Genomic DNA, 25,780 nt, shown 5'->3' with positions numbered 1-25,780 from the left:
CCTTAAACCTTAGGATCCCTAATGTCTATTCCAAGTAAAATTAAAGAAGTATATGAGAAATCAAGTTGTCTTTATACCACCAAAGAAGTTGAGGCAGCTTTAGATCGTATGGCAATCAATATTCATGAGCAGTTGCATGATAAGAATCCTGTTTTACTATGCGTTATGATCGGTGGCTTGGTTCCGATGGGAAATTTATTGCCCAGGCTCGATTTTCCTTTAGAAGTGGATTATGTTCATGCTACCCGTTATTGCGGGGATATCAGGGGAGGAGAGCTGCAATGGAAAGTGAAACCCAGTGTAAACCTAAAGGACAGAATCGTATTAGTTATCGATGATATTCTCGATGGTGGGGCGACTTTAGCAGCAATCATACAAGAAATTGAAGCCATGGGAGCCAGTAAGGTTTATAGTGCCGTGCTCGTTGATAAACATCACAAACGCTTACCAGATGGCCTACAACAAGCCGATTTTGTGGGTTTGCAAGTTGATGACCATTACATTTTTGGCTATGGCATGGATTACAACGAGTACCTTCGCAATGCTCCAGGGATCTTTGTTGTAGCTCCTGAGCACGAGTAAATGAATGACTTTATAAATCCTCTGGGTTAAGAATACCCGCAAACTATGTCAGCCCTTCTTAGAGAGCACATGGAAAAAAGAGAGAAAAGAAGTATCATAGCGGGATTATATGGAAATGCCTTAGAGTGGTACGATTTTCTGCTTTACGCCAGCTTTGCTCCTATTTTTGCCACTCTCTTTTTTCCATCGAATGTCCATTATCTTTCATTAATTGCAGCCTTTGGTGTATTTGCAATTGGTTTTGTTATGCGCCCAATTGGTGGTGCCTTAATTGGTTATTTGGCGGACTATGCAGGTAGACGTAAAGCATTAATTTTCTCCGTCACAATGATGACTATTGCAACCACTTGTATTGCCCTGACTCCTTCTTACCAAGCAATAGGTATCGCATCCCCCATTCTATTTACTTTATTACGCCTCATCCAAGGCATAGCTGTAGGTGGTGAACTGCCAGGCTCAGCAACTTTTCTTATTGAACATCTCTTCGCTCGTCGGCGCGGTTTTGCTGGAAGTTTGGTCTTAAGTACAGCATTTTTGGGTATCTTTGCCGGAGCTTTGGTTGCTTCAATTTTAAGTAGCCTTTTTGAGTATCGTTTCCTGCTTCATACGGGTTGGCGCTTGGCCTATATACTTGGAGGAGGACTCGGGATACTAGGCATTTATCTACGAATAAAAAGCGTCGAATCACCTCAATTTCTACATGAAAAACAAACCGTAAGGTCTCCCATAAAGCTGGTTTTAACAAACTATCGAAGGTCATTGCTTCTTGCTGTCATTTTTACGAGCATCTTGGCCTTAGGTAATTACGTGCTGATTGCCTATGTCACGACATCTTTGATACAGGTTTCTGGATTCGGATTAAAAGATGCGTTGCTCATTAATCTAATTGCACTCTTTTTCCTGACAATTCTTATTCCAATCGTAGGATTACTCTCGGACTACGTTGGTAGAAAACCTGTATTTTTATTTGGCTTGATTAGTCTACTTATCTTTATTTTTCCTATATTTTGGCTTTTGCACAGTAAAAATTGGTGGCATGCACTGTGGAGTGAGTTGATATTAAGCATGACACTTGCTCCATTGAACGCAACGGTGCCTACAATCCTTGCAGAGTTATTTCCTACATCGGTAAGAGCTACAGGAACCTCGATTGGTTACAATATAGGGCAAGCGCTATTTGGTGGCACGGTGCCATTAATCGCACTCACATTAATCGAAATCACCGGTACTATATATGCTCCGGCCTGGTATATTTTTGGTTGGGCATTTATTACATTTTGTATTATAAATTTTGGTCCCCCATTAATTTCAAGCAAAGTTTAATTAGGGGGCTGATTTACTACCCTGTCAACTGAGAAAATGGTTCAATGCAGATCATTGTAACAACAATGCGCAACAGGAAATTGGCAAGCAATTTACAAAGACGAACGCCCAACACGTTAACCTTTGAGAAGCAAAAATATTATTCTGGAATGCTTATCAAAAAGATGCCAAAGAACCTGTTGACCTGCTCATCTCCCTGGTCCTGCCAAGGCTTTACGTTATCAAATGAATAAGTTTGATTATCTATCGGAGGATAAATCCATACAAGGGAATACAAGGGATATTGACGAGCTGCGAGCATTTATCAAAACCATTTTATCTTAATGGCTGTTATAACGCCATGTGACAAAGCCTGAATGATGAAGGCAAAGAGCAATTTCTTAAATACTTCTATTCTCTCTTAGTGGCTTGCGCGACGGGTATTATACCGGTGAGCGCGCGGATCATGCTGCATCTTTATGAACATCAAAGAATCATAGAGCACCAAGGTCTGGTCTCTGTAAGCTATGATGAACAAAGCCGCACATTCCAAGTATCACTTGCCTCCGGCGAAGTGTTACATGCATCAACTCTGATTGATGCAAGCGGTTACCGCTATAAGCCTAACCCCAATAGTATAAAACCCATGTTGTTAGATAAACTTGCGGGTAATGGTTTAATCTCTGTTCGTACTTATGGCGGCATAGACTTAACGGATCATTATCAAGGGATCGATGTGCATGGCAAGGTACATGAAAATCTGTTTTGCATTGGGCCTGTAGCAAGTTACAATCATCCTGTACCTACACCCCATGCTTCTTTTATGGTTTATCGTGATTATCGTGATGTAGAGTTGGTGATACAGCAATTTGCTTCTACATTAAATACGACTGAAAACGGTTACTACAGCTCTGGGATACCATTAATGAACGGAAACAGTATTTCTGGAAAAGCTGCTAATTTTTAGGCTGAGTTTGCCTGACTTCCTCCAAGGAAGAGGCAATCTCCCAATAGATTATTTGCTAACGCTCTCTGAGTGCGGTTTGTCGTGCTTTTAGGATAGGTTTAAGAATATACTGCAACACGGTTTTGTTGCCCGTTAGAATATCTACGGTGGCCATCATCCCGGGGATGATATATAGCGGTTTAGCCTCAGTGCCCAAATAATTTTTTTCTGTTCTTACACGAATTAAATAATACGTTTCCTCTTTGCCTGAAGGGCCTTGTTCATCGGTAATTGTATCAGCACTAATTTGTTCAACTTTTCCAGTTAGTCCCCCATAAATAGGGAACTCATAAGCAGTGAGTTTAACAATTGCTTTTTGGCCTGGGTGAATAAAACCTATATCAGAAGGTCTAATTTTAGCTTCAATAAGCAAAGTATCATCTAAAGGAACAATTTCAATAATGTCCATCCCAGGTTGAATCACCCCACCTATGGTGTTTACTTTAATACGTTTAACAATGCCTTTGACAGGGGAGCGTACGGTGGTGCGTACTAATCGGTCTTCCTCAGCGGATTGTGATTCTTTAAGAGCTGCCAGTTCGGCTTTATTCTTATTCAATTGTTCAAGTGCATGTGATTTGAATTGATGAATCTTACCCTGCAGTTCGTTAACTTCTCGCTGCAACCTTAGAATCTCTACTTCAGAAACCGCTCCTTTGGCGACAAGCGGTTTCGAAAGTGCTAACTCTTTTTCTGCCAAACCCAAAGCTGACGTAAGTTGCTTTAATTCTTCCTGTCTGGATTTATAAAGCGCTTCCTCGGCTTCTACCAAACCACCATTTTTTTTCTTTAGAGAAGCCGGAACAACCATAGGGGTATTATTCATTTCTGCTGACAATCGAATAATTGAGATTTCCAAAGCAATCATTTTTTGTTCTGCTTCATTAAATGAAGCTTTGAAACGTGTGTTATCAATTTGCATCAGAGTCTGATTTTTTTCGACAATTTCACCTTCTTGCACATAGAGTTTACTGACGATTCCTCCTTCAAGGTTTTGAATGATTTGGATTTGACTGGAGGGTATTACTTTCCCTTCTCCAGTTGTTACTTCATCCAGCACAGCATAATTTGCCCAAACCAGAGCACAAACGATAAATAAAAGAGAACTCCAAAGTATAATATGTGTAAATAGATGTGAGCGTTCTTCGTGCTTCATGTTGATGATCTCTCGACAGTCATGCCTGCTCTTAAAGCAGACAATACGGATTCTTTGGCCCCATCAGCAACGACTTTACCTTCGTCAAGCACAACAATACGCTCCACTAGCTCCAACATGGAAATTTTATGTGTCACCAAGAGGAGAGTATGTTGTGGAGTCATATGGCCTAAAAGCTGTTGTTTGAACCGTCGTTCATTATTATCGTCCATTGCAGACGTTGGTTCGTCAAATAGCAAGATCTTTGGATCACACAGAAGGGCTCTTGCTATCGCTACAGATTGCCGTTGTCCACCAGACAAGTCACCGCCTTTTTCGCCGACTTGTCTATCGAATCCATCAGGGTGATTATTGATAAATGTGCCAACACCAGCAATGTTAGCAGCACGAATCAGTGATGTATCATCAATAAAGGGAGCGCCAATGATAATATTTTCTCGCACTGAGCCATAGAGCAATGAAACATCTTGCGGGACATAACCAATTTGCTGACGTAAATCATCAGGGTTAATTTGTCGATAATCCGTTCCGTCCAGTAAAATTATTCCCTCTGTGGGTGAATAAAGTTTAAGAATTAAACGCGCAAGTGTGGATTTGCCTGAACCTACTCGACCAATGATAGCCACTTTTTCGCCTGCCTTTATCTTCAGGCTTATGTTTTTTAAAACGGCGTTGGGAGAGCCTGGGTAAGTGAAAGAGACTTGTCTGAATTCAATGTTTCCTTGCAAAATGGGACGATGAAGGTATTGAGTAGCTTCATTCACATCCATAGGTAATTGCATAATAAGATTGAGGGATTTAAGTGCATTCACAGACTGATAATACCGGGTTAGCAGTGAAGTAACCTGCGACATTGGAGCCAGGGCTCGACTTGCTAATAATGTGCAGGCGATTAAGGCACCCATTGTCATTTCCCCTAGACTAATAAGATAAACACCAGCAATGATTACTGCAACGGTCGCAATTTGTTGAATCAGCGTGGTCAGGGTAAGGCTTGCCATAGAGGTGGTGCGGAGTTTTATGCCATTATTGGCAGCTAATTTAATCAGTTGCTCCCAGCGCGATTGCAGAGCAGATTCAGCCCCTGTCGTTTTTACCGTTTCGATGTTTGCAAGGGACTCAAAAAGAATAGCCTGTTTTTCAGCTGCATATTGGTAGGATTGTTTTGTTAACTTAATCAAGGGCAATTGCAATATAAAACCAATAATAAGAATAGTCGGGATCATCAGTGTTGGGATCCAAAATAGAGGACCGCCAATAAAGTAAATGACCAAAATAAAAATTGCGGCAAAAGGTAAATCCACTAGAACCGTCATGGTGCCTGAAGTGATAAAATCACGGAAAAGTTCAAAGGACTGAACAGTATTAGCCAGTACCCCGACCGATTTAGGTCTTACCCCCATGTTAATACCTAAGATCTGTTCAAATATATTTGCTGATAATTGAATATCGCTTCGTTTACTCGCAAGGTCGATAAAATGCGCTCGTAGCGTTTTCAGCAAGACATCAAAGAGAAATACCAAAGCAACACCACTGGCTAGAACCCACATGGTCTCGATAGCATGATTGGGAACCACACGATCATAGATATTCATGGTGAAGAGTGGAATAACTAAAGCAAACAGGTTAATTAATAAGGAGGCCATTAAAACTTCAGAATAAGTTGGCCAGGATTTAAAGATAACTTTCCAAAACCAATTTCTTGGTGTTCTACCCAATGCTTCTTCAGTACGGGCTGTAAATTTATATTCTGGTTGGACAATAATTGCTTGACCGGTGTATTCAGGAAGGATGGTCTTAAGATCGATATCTTCACCTATTTTTTGTGGAAGAATAATTTTGGGCTCACCTTTTTTGTCTTGTACCAATAAGCAGGCTTCCTCGTTCTTTAATAATAAAACCATAGGCAGTTGAGTATCATTGATTTTATCAAGAGAAACCTCCACTATTTTGCTCTCTAATGATGCCCGGCTGGCAGCACGAGCAAACAAATCAGGTGTTAGTTTATTTTGTTTAAGCGGTAATCTTGCTACGAGCGATTGTGCTGAAGAGGATATTTGATAATAACGACTAAGCAAGACCAAGCAGCATAATAAAGAGTCATGCTGTGGTAAATTTTTCAAATCAGTTGTTGACCATGACCGCTTTTTGAAGTTAGTCATTCGCTTAGAATATCATTGTTTTAGTTGTAGTATAGAATCAACTAACGAAATTTTGCGAATTTATTTTCATATTTTATGAGTGTTTTGCCAAACGGTGTCATCTTCGCATAGGCGGGGATCTATACTGATTAAAGCCTCGTGCTTATCCCAGCAAGGATTCCCGCCTACGCGGAATGACACGGTTTAATGAACGGCCTCTATTTTGTTGATGTCAGCTATTTTGTAGCCATAATAATTTTTTTCTGTGTGGTAGGAAATTGGTTTAAGGCAGTTGATATTTGTTTGTATAAATCGGGAAGCCAACGGGGTTGCGCAAAATTAGAAGTTGCAGGCTTTGCAATACGCAAATCATTTGGGGCAATAATCACTTTAACATGTTGTAGTCCCACTCTACGAGCAAGTAAAAAGAGTTGATCGATTGCCCAGTCGCCTACAGCTAAACAACCTACAGATAGCGATTTCCCATGCAGAAAAATATTATTTCCTAGTTTTTTCCGCCCATCTTTAATGGCTTGTAAGCGATCAAAGTGATTTGGATAGTCAATCATCATGGACAAATGCATTGAGCTAAAGGGGTTAAAAGTGATTAATCGGTATATACCCTCAGGAATTTGCCCATCTCTTTCCCGCAATTTGGGGCCTAAGCGACCACTGAATGCAGTTAAGGGATAGGTATGAATGTATCGCCAGGAATGATTGTCATCTTTAGCCCATAACTCTAGCTTTCGCTCTTTTTTAAATGCCAGAAGTGCCACTTCATTAGGTGGGTAAGCCACATGCGAACGGGCAAAAAATCTCTTAAGTTCTGGTTCGGTTCTTAGTCCATAACGAACTACTGCTTTATCAATTGCTTTATCCCAATTAAGTTTGGGAGCCATGCTAAATAGCACTGAAGAAAACAAAAATGAGATCAGTAAAAGCAAATTGCGCATAATATGCTTATGTAAAAATTTCCAATATGTTTACAAAAAATAAACAACAGAACAAGATTATCAACACACCATTGATCGCCTTGACTTTATGGTAAAAAAACTCAAGCTCATCGTCAATTTGCTTTTGACAGATTATCATGTTGATTGCTGAAATTTGGCTTGTAGTTGAGCCGGCAATTGCTTAATAACAAAAGTAGGGGCCGTACTCAATTCGCCCACAGAAGGCAGCAAACCATAGTGATTAGGGCACATAAATTTGACTTTATTTTCTGGGCTAATTTTATAAAACACATAGCGATAATCACAATAAGGTTGTTTATTAAATGTTGCTACTTGCAGAATCGGCGTATTAGATAACCTGTCTTCAACGAAATAAGCATTGATACCTAGGTTAATGATTAAAAGAATGAGCCCTGTTACAAGAATGGCAGATAAAAAGCCTGCACTATATCGTACAATCACATGTTTAACTTGATAAAGTGGAATGAATATCAAATAAATAATAGAGCTGATCAGTACGAGCAAATTTAGAGAGTAAATTGCGGCATGAAAATAATTAAAATAACTTCCTAAAATTTCTCCACCGGAAGCTTTATATTCCAGAAGAAGAATAATGAGACTAATCCATAAAGCAAGTAGAACATAATTATTGCGTTTAAATTTTATACCTAAAAACAAAAGCACAAGGCCTAACACAGGAAGTAATGAATGAATTACGTCAGCTATAGTAATCATTAAAATATCCTTACCTGGAATAATGGCTAAATGAAATTCCCACTAGTTTAACTCAGACTGAAGAGGATGTCTCCTGAGCGACACGAAGGATCTTCCAGGCTGAGGAATTTTTACTAGCGGCCCTCCTTTATTGGAGACTCTTTGACTAACAGTAAAATCGGTTCCACTGCAATTGGCAATTTTACCTTTACAGGCAAGGAAGTATGACGTTGTAAAAATTCAGGCAAAGCAGCACTGACATAAAAAAGTGAGATAGGATGACTGGCAACATTTGTAACTGCTTCCTTTCGTTCATGCGGTTTTAACAACTTGTGCGGATGGACGCTACCAATCCATATCGGTTGACGAAGATTTTTAAGATGATAATTAGAGCGCCAAATTCGTAAAATTTGTATAGGATTGCCATCATTAGGCTCATAAACCATAATTAGCACTGGTTTGCGATTGAGGTAAAGTTGCGCCATTAACGGCAGCTCCTCTGCCGATTGTTGGCCACTTATTTTGGTCAACAATGACGTAAATAACGAATCATCTAATCTTTGCCAGCCAAAATCGCTTAAGGCACGCTCAAAACTGGTAAGTGATCCAGCATATTGAATATTAAAAATACTGATGCGATTACCAATCCTGTTGGTTCTATAAATGGGCAAAAGAGGCCGAGTCTGGTTCCACCAAAGTTGATCAGTAAGGACATATTGCGCCAAATAGGGCTGGTGAGCACGTACTGATTCACGGTAACCAGAGATAACAGCAACCAAGCTCGCAAGAACGAGAATGACCAAGATTTTTAATGGCCCATAAGTTGAACAAACAATTTTAGTGTTATAACGACGATAGAAGAGCCAATGAATCAAACATATACTAAAACCACACAAATAAGCACCAAGACTATCTGTAAACCAATTATCACCCAGATAAACAGGCGCAAATCCTGCGAGAAATAAACCAACAGCTAGAATAATTTTGACGAAACGGTTTAAGAGCGTCACACAATAAGTGTTTATAAAAAACATGAACGCAGCAAATAAAGCCGCAGCATAAGTTAATCCGATTAGTGGAAAAGAACGACCCGGTTGTGTTGCCCACAGACCTTGGGGTCTGGGACTATCTATTAGCCCATGCAAAAGAAGCAAGATCGCGGTAGAGGACAAACATAGACTTAACCAATAATTGAAGGAGCGCCAATCTCGATAATAAATGGCTAAAAAAAACACACTCAATACTAAAGCAACTATTGTGATCCCACTTGTTATTTGAGAAACGACAATAAAGAATGCGTCAAAAGCCTTGGTGCGTATACTTTGTAGAAAAAGATGGATAGGTTGATTAATTTCAACAATCCAACCTTGTTGAATCACCAGCGCTGTTAAGATGCAAAATAATAAGGTACTTAAGGTGAATAAAATGACAATAGCCGCAGTTGGATAATAATTAGTCTCGTCTATTGGTGTAATACTTCTGAAAAGGCCAGCGAGATGAGGATGATTACGCGACCAAGACCAGAGACCATGTAGACCTAAGCGTAGTAAGCGATTCAAGTGAATAAAGAGCCATTTAAGACCGACACTCAGTAACCAAATAGCTGCGAGTAGTAGGAGAACTAACAAGAAAAGTCTACTGGCGCTTTCACGTGGTAATTCACTACTTGCTGCACCAATTAAAACTCCAGGGAAGATATAAAGAATGGCCCAGCCCACCGCCGAGAGGGAGTTAGCCAGAAAAAATCGCCATTGACTCATACCCATCATTCCAGCAATGACAGGTATGATTGAACGTAGTGGGCCTACAAATCGGCCAATAATTACACTTTTCCCTCCATGACGAGAAAAATATTCTTTCCCGAACATCAACCAATTTGGGTAACGACTAAACGGCCATACATTAACTAAACGATCACTAAATGTGTAGCCAAGCATGTAGCTTGCACTATCACCTGCTATAGCTCCAAGCGTTGCTGCTAGTAAGGTCAAGTCTACCCGCATGACCCCAGAGCCGGCCAAAATGCCAATGGCTGTCATGGTTACTGAGCCAGGAACAATACTGCCAATAATGGCTAGAGATTCTGTCAGAGAAATAAGAAAGGTAATAAGTAAAGCCCAATGAGGATGGTCATAGAGCCAAATGGTTAGGGGTTGAATGTAATCGGTAAAGAAGTGCATGGTTAGTATTCAAAATGAGTTAAAAATGTCTCAGTAAACTGTTCATTAACACAGGCAACAGTTACATTCGATGCATAATCACTAATTTGAGTCATTTTTAGCTTCGCAAATCCACAAGGATTAATGCCCTCAAAAGGGGTCAAATCCATGGCTACATTGAGAGCAATGCCGTGATAAGTACAACCATTCTTAACTCGCAGTCCGATGGAAGCTATTTTCTTATCTCCTACATAAACACCCGGAGCTCCGGGCCGTATTTCCGCATTTATTTTGTATATCGCTAACAACGAAATTAAAACCTGCTCCAAGCGACTAACTAACGTTCTAATACCAAGATGGCGTCTGCGAATGTCCATTAGAACATAGCCAACCAGTTGCCCGGGTCCATGGTAAGTCACTTGTCCACCACGGTCAGTTTGTACGATTGGGATAGAGCTGGGATTTAAGATGTGCTCAGCTTTCCCAGCTTGACCCTGAGTATACACCGCAGGGTGTTCAAGTAACCATAACTCATCGATCGTTGCTTCGTTTCTCGTTGATGTAAAATCCTTCATTTTATCCCAAACGCTAAGATACGACTGTAATCCTAAGTTTCTGATATTAAACATCATAACACCATTTTTATATCAGGGTGTTGGGTTAACTCAAGATAAAGTGCATCGAGCACCACTTGGTTATGAACATAAATCGTAACAGTGATGGAAAGATAATTCCCTTGCTGGCTTTTTTGACAAGTCATTGCTTCATCGAGCGTATCAGGAAAATGTTTCCGAGTAATATCAGAAATGTCCTTAAAAAAGTCAGCTGTATTTTTCCCGATAATTTTTATGGGAAAATGACAGGGGAATTGAATTACAGATTTGTTATCAGTCATAGTGGTTAGAGATGAGTTGTTGGTATTCATCATTTATACGTTGCCAATATTTACCTACGCGACCATCAGCAATCATTACATCATTAATATAGGTTACAGGACAAATTTCTTTTGTTGTACTTGTTATCCAGACTTCTTTGGCAGTAAAAAGCGCTTCTGTAGGAACATTCTCTTCTCGTAAAGACCATGATAAAGCCTTAATGAGTTCAACGGTAAGCTGTCGAGTTACCCCTGGCAAGCAGAAGCCACTTAAGGGAGGGGTATAAATTATTCCCTGGTTATTAACCAGGAATACATTGCTTGCGCTTCCTTCGGTTAAAAAGCCATCACGTGACAAAATGGCCGTATTTGCCCCAGCTGCTACTGCCTCATCATTGAGCAAAATGTTTGCTAACAACGACGTTGTCTTAATATCACAACGTTGCCAACGAATGTCCTCAACAATATTAGCACGTAAGCCTTGTTTCTTGACTTCAAAGCTGGCATAGGGGGTATGAATGGTAAAAGCAACAACGGTTGGTTTGAGCTCATGAGGAATATCATGTTTACGTACACCTTGATTGCCACGAGTGACTTGCAGATAGACTTGCAAATCACCTCCACCATTACGCTCAATTAACTCATGCAAAATGACTGGCCAATCAACTTGTGGATTCATTATCCTGGCTTTAACCAGGCTTTCTTTCAGTCGTTTTAAGTGTCGCTCCATAAAAAAGGGACGGCCTTGATATACAGGAATAACCTCGTAAACCGCATCACCAAATAAAAATCCACGATCAAATACCGAGATTTTTGCATCAGCCGCATGGTAATAATCGCCATTAATAAAGACAATACCTTGCATTGCTATGGCCCTTAACCAAACCAGTTACGAAACGCAAGTCGAATAGAATCCTTCATACGTGTATAAAGTCCTCCTCTAGGTACGGGCTGTAGCGCATAAAGATCTTGCGTTTTAATTATATTATTATCAAATTGTATAACCAATTCGCCAACTTTGGCGCCTTTTGCAATAGGGGCTAGCAAATTTTGTGATATTTTGGTGCGCATACTTAGACGTTGGTATTGACCACTAGGGATAGTGACAAATTGATCTTCGCGAACGCCAACCATCAGTTTGTCTGTTTCGCCTTTATAGATAGGAACTTCGCTGATCTTCTGCCCAGCTTTATAAAGTTCATGCGTTTCGAAAAAGCGGAAACCATAGTTGAGTAAGCGTTCACTGTCATCAGCGCGAGCGGTTTCTGAAGGTGAACCCATTACGACCGCAAGTAAACGCATGTTCTCACGCTTTGCTGATGAGACAAGACAATAACCAGCGTCATTCGTATGACCGGTCTTGATTCCGTCGACTTGATTGTCCCGCCATAGCAATCGGTTACGATTCGGCTGTCTTATGCCGTTATAAGTAAACCACTTTTGTTTATACCAGTGATAATATTGTGGGAAGTTGATAATTAGCGCTCGCCCTAGAATGGCTAAATCTTTCGCAGTTGTGTAGAGATTTTCATCAGGCAATCCTGTGCTATCAGTAAAATGGCTATCTTTCATGCCCAAATTTTTGGCTTGCTGATTCATTATTTCAGCGAAGCCTTGTTCACTACCTCCCAGATGTTCAGCCATAGCTACGCAGGCATCATTTCCCGAATCAACGATGATCCCTTTAAGTAAATCTTCGACGGTTACTTGCTGACCTTCTTTAATAAACATACGCGAGCCACCTGTTTTCCACGCCTCACGACTAATTCGGATATTATCATTCAGATGAATTTGCTCATTATGAAGTGCGTTGGAAATGACATAGAGGGTCATCATTTTCGTTAAACTAGCAGGTGGTAATTTTTGTTCGCTGTTTTTCTCGGTAATGATTTTTCCACTATTTACATCAATAAGAATATAAGCTTTGGCGTTAATGGTAGGGGCAGATGGAGTGATAAGTGGCTTATTACTAATTGGCGCAGCAGGAGGAATGTTATTCGATAAGCTTGTGGTTGGGAGAACATCATTAGCTGCAAACGTTAGATTTGTTGTCATAAGTAAGCTGGTTGCTAATAATAATTTGAAAGGTGAGAATGATGACTTCATGTTTTCTATACTCATGGTTACAAAAATGTCGTAATCTTATCACAGCCTCAATTTGCTACCAAATGGCATTAAGGTATTTTAATGATATTGCTCTTTGTATATATTACAAAGAAAGAATGTTAATTGAGTTGTAACAATGCGATTTTTTTATTTGTTTGTTCTATTTTTGTTGACAAATTGTACAACAGTTCCTAATTCTGATATCAATGCAAAAAAATTACCTAGATCCGCCAAGTCATCCACTTCTGTTTCTCCACAAAAATCCCGATATACACAAAAGCATGATGGAGCTCCGAAAGGTCCCATCCCAGTTAAGTTCAAAGAAGTTAAACCTAAAACTGAACCCTTTAGTCGTTACGGTAATCCAGATAGTTATGCTGTGGAGGGGCGCACTTATGAAGTTTTAAAAACAGCAAGTGGTTATAAAACACGCGGCATAGCCTCATGGTATGGCACAAAATTTCACAAACAAAGAACATCGAGTGGTGATAACTATGATATGTATGCCATGACCGCTGCCCACAAAACACTTCCTTTACCGAGTTATGTGAGGGTAAAAAATTTAAGTAATGGCCGAGTGGCTGTTGTAAAAGTGAATGATCGAGGACCTTTTCGTAATGATAGGGTAATTGATTTATCCTATGCTGCGGCGGCTAAATTAGGGTTACTTCCTAAAGGAACAGCTTCTGTTGAAATAGAAGCGCTGAACACTGGAAAGCAGGTTGCTCATTATTATGTTCAAGCAGGAGCGTTCAGTTCAGAGAAGTTGGCTATTGCATTGCAAAGTAAATTAGCAAAATTAACCCCGTCTCCTGTGATTATTGAAAAATACCAACAGCGATATATTGTAAGAGTGGGGCCTTTCGCTAATAAGCAAATGACAACGAACTTGAAAGATAAATTAGCCGCTAATGGTGTCCGTGGGTCATTTTCTTTATTGCGCTGATTGGGGTGTGATTAAAACTGCGGTTTCCTTATGCCGACGTCCCGCGGCTTGACCGCGGGATCCAGTGATCGTCGAACATATCATGGACCCCGCGGTCAAGCCGCGGGACGTCGTCACAAGAAAAAACAAGACACAGTTAATACAAAACCGCATTTTCAATCACACTCGCTGATTTTTGTGTGTTTATGACAGGGGCAGCGTGCCTGTGCTATGCTTTGGTTTTATTTTTTTATTCTTCTGTCTATAAAAGCGCCATAAAGCGCCTAAAATTATCAATAGCCATTATAATTAGTGGTGAAGCAGCCAGCTAATAGAATTAACGAGAAGTACTAATGAGTAGAAGACGTCATAGATTACCTACGGAAACAAAAATCGCGGAAATAGAAAAGTTTAGTCATGATGGCAGAGGCATTGCACGAATTAATGGTAAGACAACATTTATCCAAGGAGCTTTGCCTAATGAACAAGTGGTTTTTCAATATACTCGCCTGAAAAATGATTTTGACGAAGGCAAGGTTATCTCTGTGCTTTCAGCCTCTTGTGCGCGAGTAACCCCTGCTTGTCCCCATTATTCATCATGTGGAGGTTGCTCCTTACAGCACCTTGATGAGCAAACACAAATATACGAAAAGGAATCGTTACTATTGGATTTATTGCAACGTGTAGGACATTGCCAACCAGAAATAATTCTAAAACCGCTTACCAGTGAGAGTTGGCATTATCGTAACAAAGCACGTCTTAGTGTGCGTTACGTTGAAAAAAAGCAGAGTAGTCTGGTTGGTTTCAGAGAAAAAAATAACCCTCGCTTTATCACAGAAATCAATGGATGCCTGGTGATGAATGCCCGGGTAGATAAAGAGATTGGCCATTTAAGACAGCTCATTGATTCATTTGAAGATCCTCGCATTATCGCGCAAATTGAGGTTGCAGCTGGCGATACAGAGGTAGCATTAATTTTCCGCAATTTGGATCCTTTAAGTACCAACGATGAGGCAAAATTAAAAGCATTCGGTGAGAGAACTGGTTTTCGCTTGTTCTTACAGCCAGGTGGCAATGAGAGTGTGGTTTCGTTTTATCCAAGAGAAAATTGTGAGTTTTTAAGCTATGCTTTGCCACAACAACAAGTAACATTTCAGTTTCATCCAACGGATTTTACGCAAGTCAATGCTGGTTTAAATCAACAAATGGTTTCACTAGCACTTGAATTAATGGCCCTAACGAAAGAGGATGTTGTTTTAGACTTGTTTTGCGGCTTAGGTAATTTTTCTCTTCCTATGGCTAGGTGTTGTGCCAAGGTTATTGGTATCGAAGGGAGTAACACGATGGTGGCCAGAGCACAAATGAATGCTCAAGCGAATGGCCTGAGTAATACCGAGTTTTTTTGCGCCAACTTGGAAAAGATCGAATCGATAGCAAAATTAACCAATTATCATTTTACAAAAATTTTATTAGACCCCCCACGGTCAGGTGCTCTAGAGATCGTTAAACATATTGATAAATTTGGTGTTAGCCGCATTCTCTATATTTCATGCAATCCTGCCACGTTGGCCAGAGATGCTGATGTTTTAATTAATCATAAAGGTTATCGTCTGAAGGCTGCTGGAGTAATGGATATGTTTCCTCATACAGCTCATGTTGAATCCATAGCCTTGTTTGAGAAAGGATAATAGTAATGGTCAGAGTTAAAGAAAATACTCCTTGGTCCATCGATGGAAACATTGATGTTGAACAATGGTTACAACAACTAGGAAGCAAAGGGTATTTTCAAGATTTGGATTTGATTCGCAATGCTTGTACCCTAAGTCAGCTTGCAGGACAAGATCATGCCACCGAGACGGGTGTGTCCTGCTTGCAGCTTGGGTTATCCATGGCTGATGTTTTGGCTGATTTAGAGGTTGACCAGGAAACCTTGACTGCGGCAATCATTTTTGAAAATGTGCACTATGCTGAGCTATCCCTAGACGATGTCGAAGAGCAGTTAGGACCTCACATCGCTAAGTTAGTTAAAGGGATAGAAAAAATGAGCGCGATGCATAATTTACAAGCGCTAAACAAATATCCCCAAAACAAGCATCAAATTGATAATGTTCGTAAGATGCTTCTCGCTATGGTGGATGACGTTCGCGTTGTGCTTATAAAACTGGCAGAACGACTTTGCATCCTACGTACTTGTGGACAACTTCCCGAGCTACTGCGTCAACAAATTGCGACTGAAGCAATGGAGATATATGCTCCTTTGGCCAATCGTTTAGGTATTGGGGCTATAAAATGGGAAATGGAAGATCTCTCTTTTCGTTATTTGCATCCTGAGGAATATAAAGCCATAGCCAAAGGATTAAAGGCTAAGCGTCTTGAACGTGATAGTTATGTTAACCTCATTGTTGAAGAATTAAATAAGCAAATTCGCGCTACAGAAGCGCAACATTTTGCAGTTTATGGCCGCTCAAAACATATTCACAGTATCCATCGTAAAATGAAACGTAAAAACGTTTCATTAGATGAAATCTATGATGCGACGGCTGTCAGGGTTTTAGTTGAAACCAAAGAGCAGTGTTATGAAGTGCTAAGCATGGTGCATTCACTTTGGAAGCGGATACCTGCTGAGTTTGATGATTACATAGCCAATCCCAAAGCGAATGGCTACCAGTCTTTACATACTGCTGTAGAAGGGCCAGAAGGGCGGGTATTTGAGGTTCAAATTCGTACGTTTCAGATGCATGATCTAGCCGAAATGGGAGTGGCTGCTCACTGGAAATATAAAGAAGGCGCAGTTAGTCAAAAAGAAAGTCATGAGCGAAAGATAGAGTGGCTACGTGATGTATTGGCCTGGCATCGAGAAATGGCTGCTTCTAAGGGTGTGTCTGAAGCGATAGAAACGGAATTTCTTGAAGATAGGGTTTATGTCTTTACGCCAGACGGGGATGTTCTTGATTTACCCCAAGGGGTAACGCCATTGGATTTTGCTTATCATGTTCATAGTCAAATCGGTCATCGTTGCCGGGGAGCTAAAGTAAATGGAACGATTGTTCCTTTGACTTATGAATTAAAGACGGGTGACAAAGTTGAAGTATTAACAGGCAAAGACGAGCGTCCTTCTAGAGACTGGATTAATCCGCATCTTAATTACCTGAAAACGTCAAGAGCCAAGGCCAAGGTCCTGCATTGGTTCAAAATGCAAGATTATGATAAAAATCGTCAGGAAGGCCATGAAATTCTGGACAAAGAATTAAAGAGCTTAGGCATTAAGGCCGATCGGCTGAATGATATTATCGCGTCGTTCAATTTTAAGCGTGTCGATGATTTATTAGCTGCTCTGGGACGTGGTGATATTAAGTTAGGTCAAATATTAAATAAGTTATCACCAACTGAAACAGGAACACCTTCTGTTCAACATATTGTAAAACCCATGGCCAAGCCTGAAGTCAGAGGCAGTGATTTACGGATTGAAGGTGTGGGTAATCTTTTAACTCACATGGCTAGATGCTGTCAGCCGGTCCCTGGCGATGACGTTGTTGGTTACATCACTTTGGGGCGGGGAGTATCCGTACATAAGAAAGATTGTCCCAACATCCTTCATGCCGGTGATAAACAAAGACAACGCTTCCTGCAAGTTAATTGGGGTAGTTCAACACGAGATCACTACATTGTTGACGTATTAGTGAAAGCCTTTGATCGTTCTGGTTTATTGCGGGATATTACCTCCTTGCTCGCCAACGAAAAAGCGCATGTGTATGCTTTGCAAACGCAAAGCCATCAGCAAGATAATACAGCTTATATCAAATTGACTGTGGAGATTGATGGATTAAACAGTCTTTCGCGTTTGCTAAATAAACTCGAGCAAATACCTAATGTCTTAGAGGCAAGAAGACAAGTGTAGAAATTTTGACTAAAATAAAGCACTATAGAGTCACCATTATAGGGTTGACAATGCTCGCATGATGAAGACTTCTTGATGGTATTGTTGAACAGCAGCGATATATGACCTTCCGCTTCTTACTTGAATAACCGCTGTTGCTAGAAAACTCACATTATAGGTGCTCAGCAAGCTTTCTTTACATATCTAAAAATACCACTAAAATAGAATGAGTTTCCTCAGGAAATCATAAAAATGTAATCGTGGCAATTAAAGTAAGCTTAAGCACGCATAGATATAAAACTCATCTCTCTAAAAGTATCTACTAATGTCCAGGCAAACGATGCTCATGCTGTTTATCACTCTTGGCTTGCTCAATTGTAGCCAAGACCATCGTACAGTTGCTGTTAAAACAGCAAAATCCTTCCCGTCAATGGCTAAAGAATATAAGCCCGTTAAAAACTTGCCCTATTTTGCTTGGTGGACACAATTCCATGATCCGGTTTTGGATAATCTGATACATCGTGGACTGCGTAATAATCTTGATATTGGCATTGCGCTTGGCAATCTTGAGGAAGCGAGAGGATTATTAAAAGAAATAAAATTAAGTTGGATCCCTTCATTAATTTTCTTTGGCGGATACTCTACAAATCCCGCATTGGGAAGCCCGGGGGGGGTTTATGGGGTTTGGCCCTATTATGCAATTAATATTGCTCAACAATTCCAAAAACAAAAACAGGCTACCTATTATCTCGCTTATAATCAAGCTGCTGTTGAGGGAGTGAGGCTACTCGTGATCGGCCAAATTGCATCAGCATACTTTACTTTAATAGCCCAACAAGAGCAATTACGCCTTCTTCAGCAACTTAACAATGATGTACTAACACTGCTTAAACAAACTGAAGATGAAGTTAATATAGGGTTAAGTAACGCCATTGACGTGTCCAATATCCAAATGGAAAAAGCATTAATCGCTGCTCAATTGAAAACCACTCAACACAATATTACGACTAGCCAAAATGCCCTTCGTTACTTAGTCAATCAAAATCCGGGACCTATTGTTACCCCCAATCACTTCGCTCAATTGGATTTTAATCGATTTAAACCGGGGAGTTTGCCAGTAACAGTCTTGAGAAACAGACCGGACTTAAAAATGGCAGCATACGCCGTAAAACAAGCTCAAGCCGGAAAGGCCATTGCAATTGCTAATTTTTTCCCTCTTTTGCAACTGGATCAATATTTTGGCGAAGCACATGTTCCTGAGAGCAAACTGGCAGAAATGACAGACGCGTATTTAACTTGGACGGTTGCTCCAAATACTTGGGGAAAAATCGCAACGCAACGAGGAATATATCACGCCCAAGTGAGTCATTTTATTAAAACTGTGCGCCGTATCTTAAGAGACGTCGACAATGACTTATCAGCCAATCGTCAATATCGATCTTATTATCAGAAAATTTCAGAGGCTCAAGAAGATTATCAGCATAAGTTGAGGCTTCAAAAAGGACTATTAAAGGCAGGGCTAATATCCTATAAAGTATGGTTAGAAAACAAGATTGTACTCGATAATTTAGCTATATCAACCAATCAGGCCAAACTCCAACTGGCCATGTCATTAGTATTGCTTTACCAGGATTTGGCTGGAGGTTATCAATGTTAACGCGTTATTCATGGATACAATATAAAGAAAAATTACAAGTGTTAAGACAGAAAATAAAAAATACAAAAAGATACCTAACCTTCCCCAATGTGGTTATTTCGGTAGGCTTGCTCACGTTATTGATTTACACCTTTTCCTATCTTTTTCCCTTCACTGACAATGCCTTTGTCGTCAACAATATTAGACCTGTCGCGGCACAGGTCCAAGGATATATTACGACAATCTACGTGAAAAATGGACAACGAGTGCTAAAAGGGCAAAAATTATTTACTGTTTTTAAAAAAAACTATCAATATATAGTTGATCAACTGACCGCCGATTTGGAGGCGGCGAAAGCCCAATTAAAGGCACTGAAAACTATCTATGATAAACACCAAAAACTCAGTGAAAATCATCGCAGAATTTACGAAAAATTAGCTCAGGATTATGAAAAATACCGTAAGGGTTATCGTATTAAATCAGTTTCCCTGATTACCTTGGAAAATACACAACAAGAAGCTCTCGCTGCGAAGGATAAATGGGAGGCTTCTCTAAAGCAATTGGACATTGATAAGCATCAGATCGAAGCGCAACGAAGCCATATTCAATCCATCCAATCCCAACTTAATATTGCACATGTCAATCTTGCGTTTACGGATGTTTGTGCTCAAGTTGATGGTATCGTGCAAAATTTATTTTTAGCGCCAGGAGCACCAGTAAATATTAATCAGCCACTATTTTCTCTAGTAAGCACGGATGACATATTTATCCAAGCCAACTTTAACGAAACTGATCTTAGGGATGTGAGGGAAGGCTCCAACGTTTTAATTTTTCCAAGGATGTATCTAGGTCGCAAAATGTTTCATGGGGTCGTAACGTCGAATTTTTGGGCTGCAAACCGCCAGCAAATTGATCCTAGAACGCAATTGCAAAATGTTAGCAATGAAAACCAATGGATTTTACTACCCCAACGGTTGCCTGTTATTATCCGCGTAATCGATCCAGATCCTCAATTCCCTTTAAGAGTAGGTGCCAGCGCTTATGTTTACATCACGGCTCGTTAACTGGATGAATCAGGTCGATCCTTACGCAATTCAGCGCGTGGCATTACACAAAGCTATTTTTATTGCAACCATATTAACTTTTATTTATTGGTTTTTCAGGCCAGAAAATTTTCTTATGTTTGTGGCCCCTCTGATCGTTACTGCCTGGTATGAAATGCCATTTTTATCATCTCAAAAAGAAAAAAATGAAACGATGGTGTTTATTTTTACCAGTGTTATTACCACAGCCATTTCATTTTATTTGATTTACCCTTTTAAACTGGTATTTCCAGTTTATGCGATCATTTTATTCATTATTCTCTTTTCTCTAATTTGGACTAGGCGCCCCAAAATCAGGAATGTCCCAATGTTAATCATCAGTATAGGAGCACTCAGTCTTTCTATACAGCCAATGGCCAGCCTCCAGATAGGAATAGGCATTTTTTCTTCAATGATTTTATCAATGCTTGTTTTGCTCATTTGCTTGAATTTATATCCTAATGTCGCGTTAATTATTTGGACTCGGGCTATGCAACATTACATTCGATGTATAGAAGGTGACATAACTGCGACTATCGAGCATTTACCTCTTTCTTCACTTAGCGAAGAAGTCCAACATGTGGATATTGTCCGCTCCTATCAAACCTTACTACCAAAAACGTGTTTCTCACCCGCATTTAAACTGTATTTTAATATCAGAAACATTCAGTTTGCATTAAACAGTATTTATTATCAGGAAATGAACCCCTTATTTTGGAATGCTGTAAAAAACCACCTCCAGGAGCTGCGCCAGCATATGAGCATACCTCTCCAGATTGACTTCTCGACGATTGTTCTAAATCCCTCAACCCCTTTTCAACACTTGATTAACACTTATCTTCTTACTGCCATTCGGCATTGGAATGCGCTATGCAAAAAATAGATAGCCTTAGAACACAACTAGGCTATGCTCGCTTTACTCATTTGGTGCTAATTTATACTATGGGAATAATAACTTATGTGGTTTCGAATATGCCACATAAATGGTGGGTATTACTGACTGTTCTGGTTATTAGTTCCAGTATTGAACCGGGCTTGATAGTACAGCGAGCTCGCCATCGGATTAAAGGAACATTACTAGCTCTTATACTTATGATTCCTTTATTATATTTATTACAATTGAATTATCGTTTGATCCCAGTACTTTTTATTGGCTCCGCAGTAGGTATGCTCGTCACGACACTCAATCTTCGTCGTTATGATATCTGTGTCTTTTTTATTACCTTATTCGCTTTTTTGCTTACTGCCACAACATTTACTTCAACGGTCCCTGAAAGTCCCATTGAAATGGTGGTTAACCGGGGAATATGCACCCTGATTGGAATTCTAATTGTATTTATCGGGGACTATCTGCTGTTTAATTCCTTTCATTATTCACAGAAGCTTTACTTATTGCACCAAATAATTGTTTATAAGGTTATAAAAAATAATGCGGAACACTTATTATCACTATCTTCTGAATCTCCTACCCCAATTATTTTTATGGAAAAGTTACGTAATCAATTTAATGATAGTTTTACTCTTATCACTAGCAGTTCAGAAAATCTGCAATCAGAATTAAAAGCAGGTTCTGAGTTAGGAGAAAAAATAATTCATTTTCAAAATACCATCTGGGAACTACGTCGCATTCTCTTTGCCATGAGCTTTTCAGCACTTCTATTGAAATCACAACCCATTACTCATGAGCATTTTATGAAATATCAACAATTGATGAAGAAAGCCCGACGATTATTTATTTAACGCAAGTCGATTAATTAATCCTAGAGACGAGAGGGAATGTCTGCTCATTTTTTCCAGTAACAATAGCACGCAGTCCGGAATTCCTGTCGCTGTAAGATTGAAGGCTCATTGAGTGATTATGCTTGCTTACGTGAAGAAAGAGGGTTGTATGGATTTTTACAAACGCATGGTAATACGAATACTTGGAAAACCATCTTATCACAAATAAAATCCAGCATTGATCAACAATAAGGAGCTCAATCAAATACTGATGAAGAAGCAACTGCCTTATCCTCGGGATTGATAAATAAATGGCGTGGTGTATGTCGTATTGCTGTTAAAACGTTTTCGGAATGAATTCCTTTACTGCGAAGAATTTTAATAAGATCGTCCGGTGTTATTTTCATGTTGTGGTTGTTCCATATCATTTTGTCCCAAAACTGTCATCCCCGCGAAGGCGGGAATCAATCTCTGATTGAGCTCCAAAGCCAGCTTAGAAATAGTTCCCGCTTTCGCGGGGAATGACGAAACTTGGCAGTGTTACCTTGAAGAAGAGAGGAATTCTAAATCAGTACACAAGAATTGACTTCTTGGTGTCCTTTCAAAGAGATTCATTTAACTGTGTCATTCCCGCGTAGGCGGGAATCCATTTTTGAAGTACCACGCACAACCAGTCCAATTTGGAATACCTCATGAAAATCATTCATTCCTATTTAACTCCTGATTAATGTGTCTTTTGTATGATGGAATTATACAAAACTTAATCAAGGAGACTGAAATGGGTACAGAATTAGAGGCTCGAATGCAAAGCAAGGCATTGGCTCCTACCACGCCTCTGAAACCCTTTGCAGAACTGATAGAAGACCATGATCTGGCCAAAGTCCCTGCTGAAGCGAGCAATCAATTTGAAAATGATCCTGAGCTCATACCTAACCGCGCTCATTTTATCTATGTTGTTAATCCATTTAAAGACGAAAATCAAAGAAAGCTAATTGCTGAATTTAAGCGATTAAATCCAGATTATGCAACAACATTATGGATTGACAAAAAAAATTATGATTCACAAGAACTGATAGACCTGACAGTGTGGGCCAAGGAAAACCATGTTCATCTTCTGGATATCAATGAAACACTTGGTGGGCATATGGGGTCCTTGGAAAGCCATTATCAATTTGAAATCTTAAGAAAAAAACCAGGGGCTGCGAGTGACATTCTAAGAACAATTATCTTACAAAAATTTGGTGGAATTTATTCTGACATTGATGTGCTATGTAAAGAACCTCTTGGGGATATTAGAGATGCCACGGGATGCCAAGTTAACTTTGGCAAAAGACAAACGACAAGCCCTGGCCAGCATCCTTTCGATAAAACGATTTACCTGACAGAAGAGAGTGCGCCCAATAATGATGTATTAGTGTCCAGACCTGATCATCCATTTTTAGAAGAATACATAACCCAAATTCATCAAAATTATGAGAAAACCGCTGAAGAGTTATTTCATGGCAGAAGAAATCAGGATTTTGACTATGATGAAGCCTATAAAACAGTTGGAAATGCAAGGTATAGAAAACAATGGACTATCTACGTAACCGGTCCAGGGGCTTTGCAAGACGCTGTTATAAAAACTAAGCAGTTTATCTCGCAAGCTGTTAGTGTAGCGAATAAATTTATTTTTGGTTGTTCTTTAAGTTGGATGAACGAAAAAAGAACTGAACAATTAACTGAAAACGAGGAGGTTCAAAGACTTGTAACCTGCCTCTCTGTTGATCTTTACCATGAACCCAGAGTACTAAGACTTGCTACCTACGCTTCTCTTTGTTCAAGCGATAAAATTTTTGATAAAGCTATTGACCATTTGATTCAGGATCACCCTGAGTACTTCACCAGAATTGAGACGATTCATGATATTCAGGAGCATCATCAGCAAGGATTTTACCCCGATGGACGTTTGTTATTTAACAAAAACTATTTTCCTAATTTAAATAGAGATGGATTATTCGTTGGATATGTTAACAGTATTGTCAATAATCCCAATCCAGACACTCTAGATAAAAAAATAGCCAATATCCTTGCTTTGATTAATAATCCTGATGTTCCAATTCAAGAGAAGCATATAAAAAGATTGTTCAAGAATTGGGCATATAGTTCTTCGTTTCAATCCACGGAAACTCAAACCAAAATAATGATTACAGTGATCGAAGAGCTTAATCAACGATTCGGCAAGGATTTTAGAAAAGATATTAGTAAGGTTTTTAATAAACGCCCAAGCCTTGAATTTACTAAATACCTTGTTGACAATGGAGACGGTATTGATTGGAATAAGTACAGAACTGACATTCTTTTGCGACAATTAGCGTATATCGGACGATCACCCATTTCTATTACAGCCAAAAAAGAAGAAGCAAAAGCATTAGTGAATAGGCTTTTGCCAAGAATCACGGATGTCAATGCTTTAGTAGAAATGAAGGTACTCATTGAAGAAAAAGGTGGTGATTATGCTTATTTACGCGAGGAAAGGGGGTTCTATGGATTTTTCCAAACGCATGGTAATACGAATACCTGGAAAAGCATCTTATCACAAATAAAATCCAGCATTGATCAACAAATAAAAACCCCAAATATAAAAAGCCCAAATAGTCTTGATAAAGAAAAATTTTCATCATTCAAGAAAATTATGAATGAACATACTGGCAGAGGCTTTGGGGCAGTAACTCATGCTATCGGTGATGAGATTGATTATGACACTTATCTTTCCTCAAAAAATACATCTAAGCCTTGATAGGCTTAGATGTGCTTTATGTCCTTTCTCCAGGCAACAATGGCACAAATGACACAGAATCCATGGCATGCTGCTCATAATTATTGCCCTGACGAACAATGGTATACAATCTTTGCAGATAACGGTCTCCCAATGGAATAACCATTCTTCCACCATCTGCTAATTGTTCAAGTAAAGAAGTGGGAGGTTCATCTATCGCTGCTGTTACAATAATGCCATTAAATGGTGCATATTCAGGCCAACCATTGCTGCCATCACCATAAGCTAATTTCACATTAAGTATTTTTAATTTCTTAAATCGTAATTTTGCTGTTGTATACAGGGCCTTGATTCTTTCGATGCTGTACACCTGATCGACAAGTTGGGCTAAAACAGCCGCTTGATAGCCTGATCCTGTTCCAATTTCTAATACTTTTTTTACATTTTTACCTTTCATAATTTCTTCTGTCATACGTGCAACGAGGTAAGGTTGAGTTATCACTTGGTCATAGCCGATGGATAAAGGATGATCTTCATAAGCAACTGCATGATCTTCGGGATTGATAAATAAATGGCGTGGTGTATGTCGTATTGCTGTTAAAACGTTTTCGGAATGAATTCCTTTACTTCGGAGAATTTGGATAAGATCATCAGGTGTTAGCATATTGTGGTTGTCTCATATAGTGACTTGTCAAATGCACCAACGAATCCCCGCGGCATCGATCTTCCAATTAGACATCCCAAACTGCCGACGTGCTGCGGCTTGTCCGCAGCATCCAGTAGAATGCAG

22 protein-coding genes are annotated in these 25,780 nt (G+C 39.6%); 11 read left to right on the top strand and 11 right to left on the bottom strand.

The window, feature by feature from the left end:
• The first annotated feature begins 21 nt into the window (after positions 1-21).
• From CKV79_RS07315 to CKV79_RS07305, 3 genes are all read left to right on the top strand, one after another.
• Positions 22-582: a hypoxanthine-guanine phosphoribosyltransferase gene (locus tag CKV79_RS07315; protein WP_028372972.1), complete on the top strand. Its 561-nt coding sequence runs from the start codon at positions 22-24 to the stop codon at positions 580-582.
• A 69-nt stretch (positions 583-651) separates the two neighbouring features.
• Positions 652-1,905, top strand: coding sequence for an MFS transporter (locus CKV79_RS07310; protein WP_028372973.1), 1,254 nt, complete (start codon positions 652-654; stop codon positions 1,903-1,905).
• Positions 1,906-2,350: 445 nt separating this feature from the next.
• Entirely contained in the window at positions 2,351-2,851 is a 501-nt protein-coding gene (locus CKV79_RS07305) for an FAD/NAD(P)-binding protein (RefSeq protein ID WP_028372974.1), read from the top strand.
• Positions 2,852-2,906: 55 nt separating this feature from the next.
• Here CKV79_RS07305 and CKV79_RS07300 read toward each other — a convergent pair whose 3' ends face one another.
• The 9 genes from CKV79_RS07300 to CKV79_RS07260 all read right to left on the bottom strand — a co-directional run bounded on the left by CKV79_RS07300 (position 2,907) and on the right by CKV79_RS07260 (position 12,942).
• Entirely contained in the window at positions 2,907-4,046 is a 1,140-nt protein-coding gene (locus CKV79_RS07300) for an HlyD family type I secretion periplasmic adaptor subunit (protein ID WP_028372975.1), read from the bottom strand.
• Complete coding sequence (locus CKV79_RS07295; RefSeq protein WP_028372976.1) at positions 4,043-6,208, bottom strand: type I secretion system permease/ATPase; 2,166 nt, start codon at positions 6,206-6,208, stop codon at positions 4,043-4,045. Before CKV79_RS07295 ends, CKV79_RS07300 begins: the two co-directional genes overlap by 4 nt.
• A 215-nt stretch (positions 6,209-6,423) precedes the next feature.
• The gene (locus CKV79_RS07290; protein WP_028372977.1) at positions 6,424-7,140 is read right to left on the bottom strand and encodes a L,D-transpeptidase family protein; all 717 of its coding nucleotides are present in this window, start codon (positions 7,138-7,140) and stop codon (positions 6,424-6,426) included.
• Positions 7,141-7,275: 135 nt separating this feature from the next.
• Positions 7,276-7,875, bottom strand: coding sequence for a hypothetical protein (locus CKV79_RS07285; protein WP_035915303.1), 600 nt, complete (start codon positions 7,873-7,875; stop codon positions 7,276-7,278).
• 113 nt (positions 7,876-7,988) lie between these two features.
• Positions 7,989-10,034, bottom strand: a complete 2,046-nt coding sequence (locus tag CKV79_RS07280) for a VTT domain-containing protein (protein ID WP_028372979.1) — start codon at positions 10,032-10,034, stop codon at positions 7,989-7,991.
• A gap of 2 nt (positions 10,035-10,036) precedes the next feature.
• The gene (gene lipB / locus CKV79_RS07275) at positions 10,037-10,642 is read right to left on the bottom strand and encodes a lipoyl(octanoyl) transferase LipB (RefSeq protein ID WP_028372980.1); all 606 of its coding nucleotides are present in this window, start codon (positions 10,640-10,642) and stop codon (positions 10,037-10,039) included.
• Complete coding sequence (locus CKV79_RS07270) at positions 10,642-10,908, bottom strand: HP0495 family protein (protein ID WP_028372981.1); 267 nt, start codon at positions 10,906-10,908, stop codon at positions 10,642-10,644. Before CKV79_RS07270 ends, lipB begins: the two co-directional genes overlap by 1 nt.
• The gene (locus CKV79_RS07265) at positions 10,901-11,752 is read right to left on the bottom strand and encodes a D-amino acid aminotransferase (protein ID WP_035915306.1); all 852 of its coding nucleotides are present in this window, start codon (positions 11,750-11,752) and stop codon (positions 10,901-10,903) included. Before CKV79_RS07265 ends, CKV79_RS07270 begins: the two co-directional genes overlap by 8 nt.
• 11 nt (positions 11,753-11,763) lie before the next feature.
• Entirely contained in the window at positions 11,764-12,942 is a 1,179-nt protein-coding gene (locus tag CKV79_RS07260) for a D-alanyl-D-alanine carboxypeptidase family protein (RefSeq protein WP_242601678.1), read from the bottom strand.
• A gap of 187 nt (positions 12,943-13,129) precedes the next feature.
• Here CKV79_RS07260 and CKV79_RS07255 point away from each other — a divergent pair, with 187 nt between their 5' ends.
• From CKV79_RS07255 to CKV79_RS07225, 7 genes are all read left to right on the top strand, one after another.
• A complete protein-coding gene (locus CKV79_RS07255) occupies positions 13,130-13,939 on the top strand; it encodes a septal ring lytic transglycosylase RlpA family protein (protein ID WP_028372984.1) in 810 nt (269 codons plus the stop codon).
• 332 nt (positions 13,940-14,271) lie between these two features.
• Positions 14,272-15,606 carry a 23S rRNA (uracil(1939)-C(5))-methyltransferase RlmD gene (rlmD, locus tag CKV79_RS07250; RefSeq protein ID WP_028372985.1) on the top strand — a complete coding sequence of 445 codons (1,335 nt, stop codon included), beginning with the start codon at positions 14,272-14,274 and terminating at the stop codon, positions 15,604-15,606.
• 5 nt (positions 15,607-15,611) lie between these two features.
• On the top strand, positions 15,612-17,816 hold the full coding sequence (relA, locus tag CKV79_RS07245; protein WP_028372986.1) for a GTP diphosphokinase: 2,205 nt from the start codon (positions 15,612-15,614) through the stop codon (positions 17,814-17,816).
• A 304-nt stretch (positions 17,817-18,120) separates the two neighbouring features.
• Positions 18,121-19,452, top strand: a complete 1,332-nt coding sequence (locus CKV79_RS07240; RefSeq protein ID WP_028372987.1) for a TolC family protein — start codon at positions 18,121-18,123, stop codon at positions 19,450-19,452.
• Positions 19,446-20,495 (top strand): HlyD family secretion protein, encoded by a 1,050-nt coding sequence (locus CKV79_RS07235; protein WP_035915308.1) that lies wholly within the window; start codon positions 19,446-19,448, stop codon positions 20,493-20,495. Before CKV79_RS07240 ends, CKV79_RS07235 begins: the two co-directional genes overlap by 7 nt.
• Positions 20,473-21,396 carry a hypothetical protein gene (locus CKV79_RS07230; RefSeq protein ID WP_051546126.1) on the top strand — a complete coding sequence of 308 codons (924 nt, stop codon included), beginning with the start codon at positions 20,473-20,475 and terminating at the stop codon, positions 21,394-21,396. Before CKV79_RS07235 ends, CKV79_RS07230 begins: the two co-directional genes overlap by 23 nt.
• Entirely contained in the window at positions 21,384-22,253 is an 870-nt protein-coding gene (locus CKV79_RS07225; RefSeq protein WP_028372989.1) for an FUSC family protein, read from the top strand. Before CKV79_RS07230 ends, CKV79_RS07225 begins: the two co-directional genes overlap by 13 nt.
• A 236-nt stretch (positions 22,254-22,489) precedes the next feature.
• Here the strand turns inward: CKV79_RS07225 and CKV79_RS13810 are convergent, their stop codons facing one another.
• Positions 22,490-22,639: a hypothetical protein gene (locus CKV79_RS13810; RefSeq protein ID WP_154660303.1), complete on the bottom strand. Its 150-nt coding sequence runs from the start codon at positions 22,637-22,639 to the stop codon at positions 22,490-22,492.
• Between the two features lie 371 nt (positions 22,640-23,010).
• Here CKV79_RS13810 and CKV79_RS07220 point away from each other — a divergent pair, with 371 nt between their 5' ends.
• Entirely contained in the window at positions 23,011-25,011 is a 2,001-nt protein-coding gene (locus CKV79_RS07220; protein ID WP_028372990.1) for a glycosyltransferase, read from the top strand.
• Positions 25,012-25,027: 16 nt separating this feature from the next.
• Here the strand turns inward: CKV79_RS07220 and CKV79_RS07215 are convergent, their stop codons facing one another.
• Positions 25,028-25,654, bottom strand: coding sequence for a protein-L-isoaspartate(D-aspartate) O-methyltransferase (locus tag CKV79_RS07215; protein WP_028372991.1), 627 nt, complete (start codon positions 25,652-25,654; stop codon positions 25,028-25,030).
• Between the last annotated feature and the right edge of the window lie 126 nt (positions 25,655-25,780).

It is taken from the genome of Legionella lansingensis (assembly GCF_900187355.1).
In the GTDB taxonomy this organism is placed as follows: Bacteria; Pseudomonadota; Gammaproteobacteria; order Legionellales; family Legionellaceae; genus Tatlockia; species Tatlockia lansingensis.
Note: the sequence above shows the minus strand (reverse complement) of the source record. Positions and strands in the feature narration are given on the sequence as shown.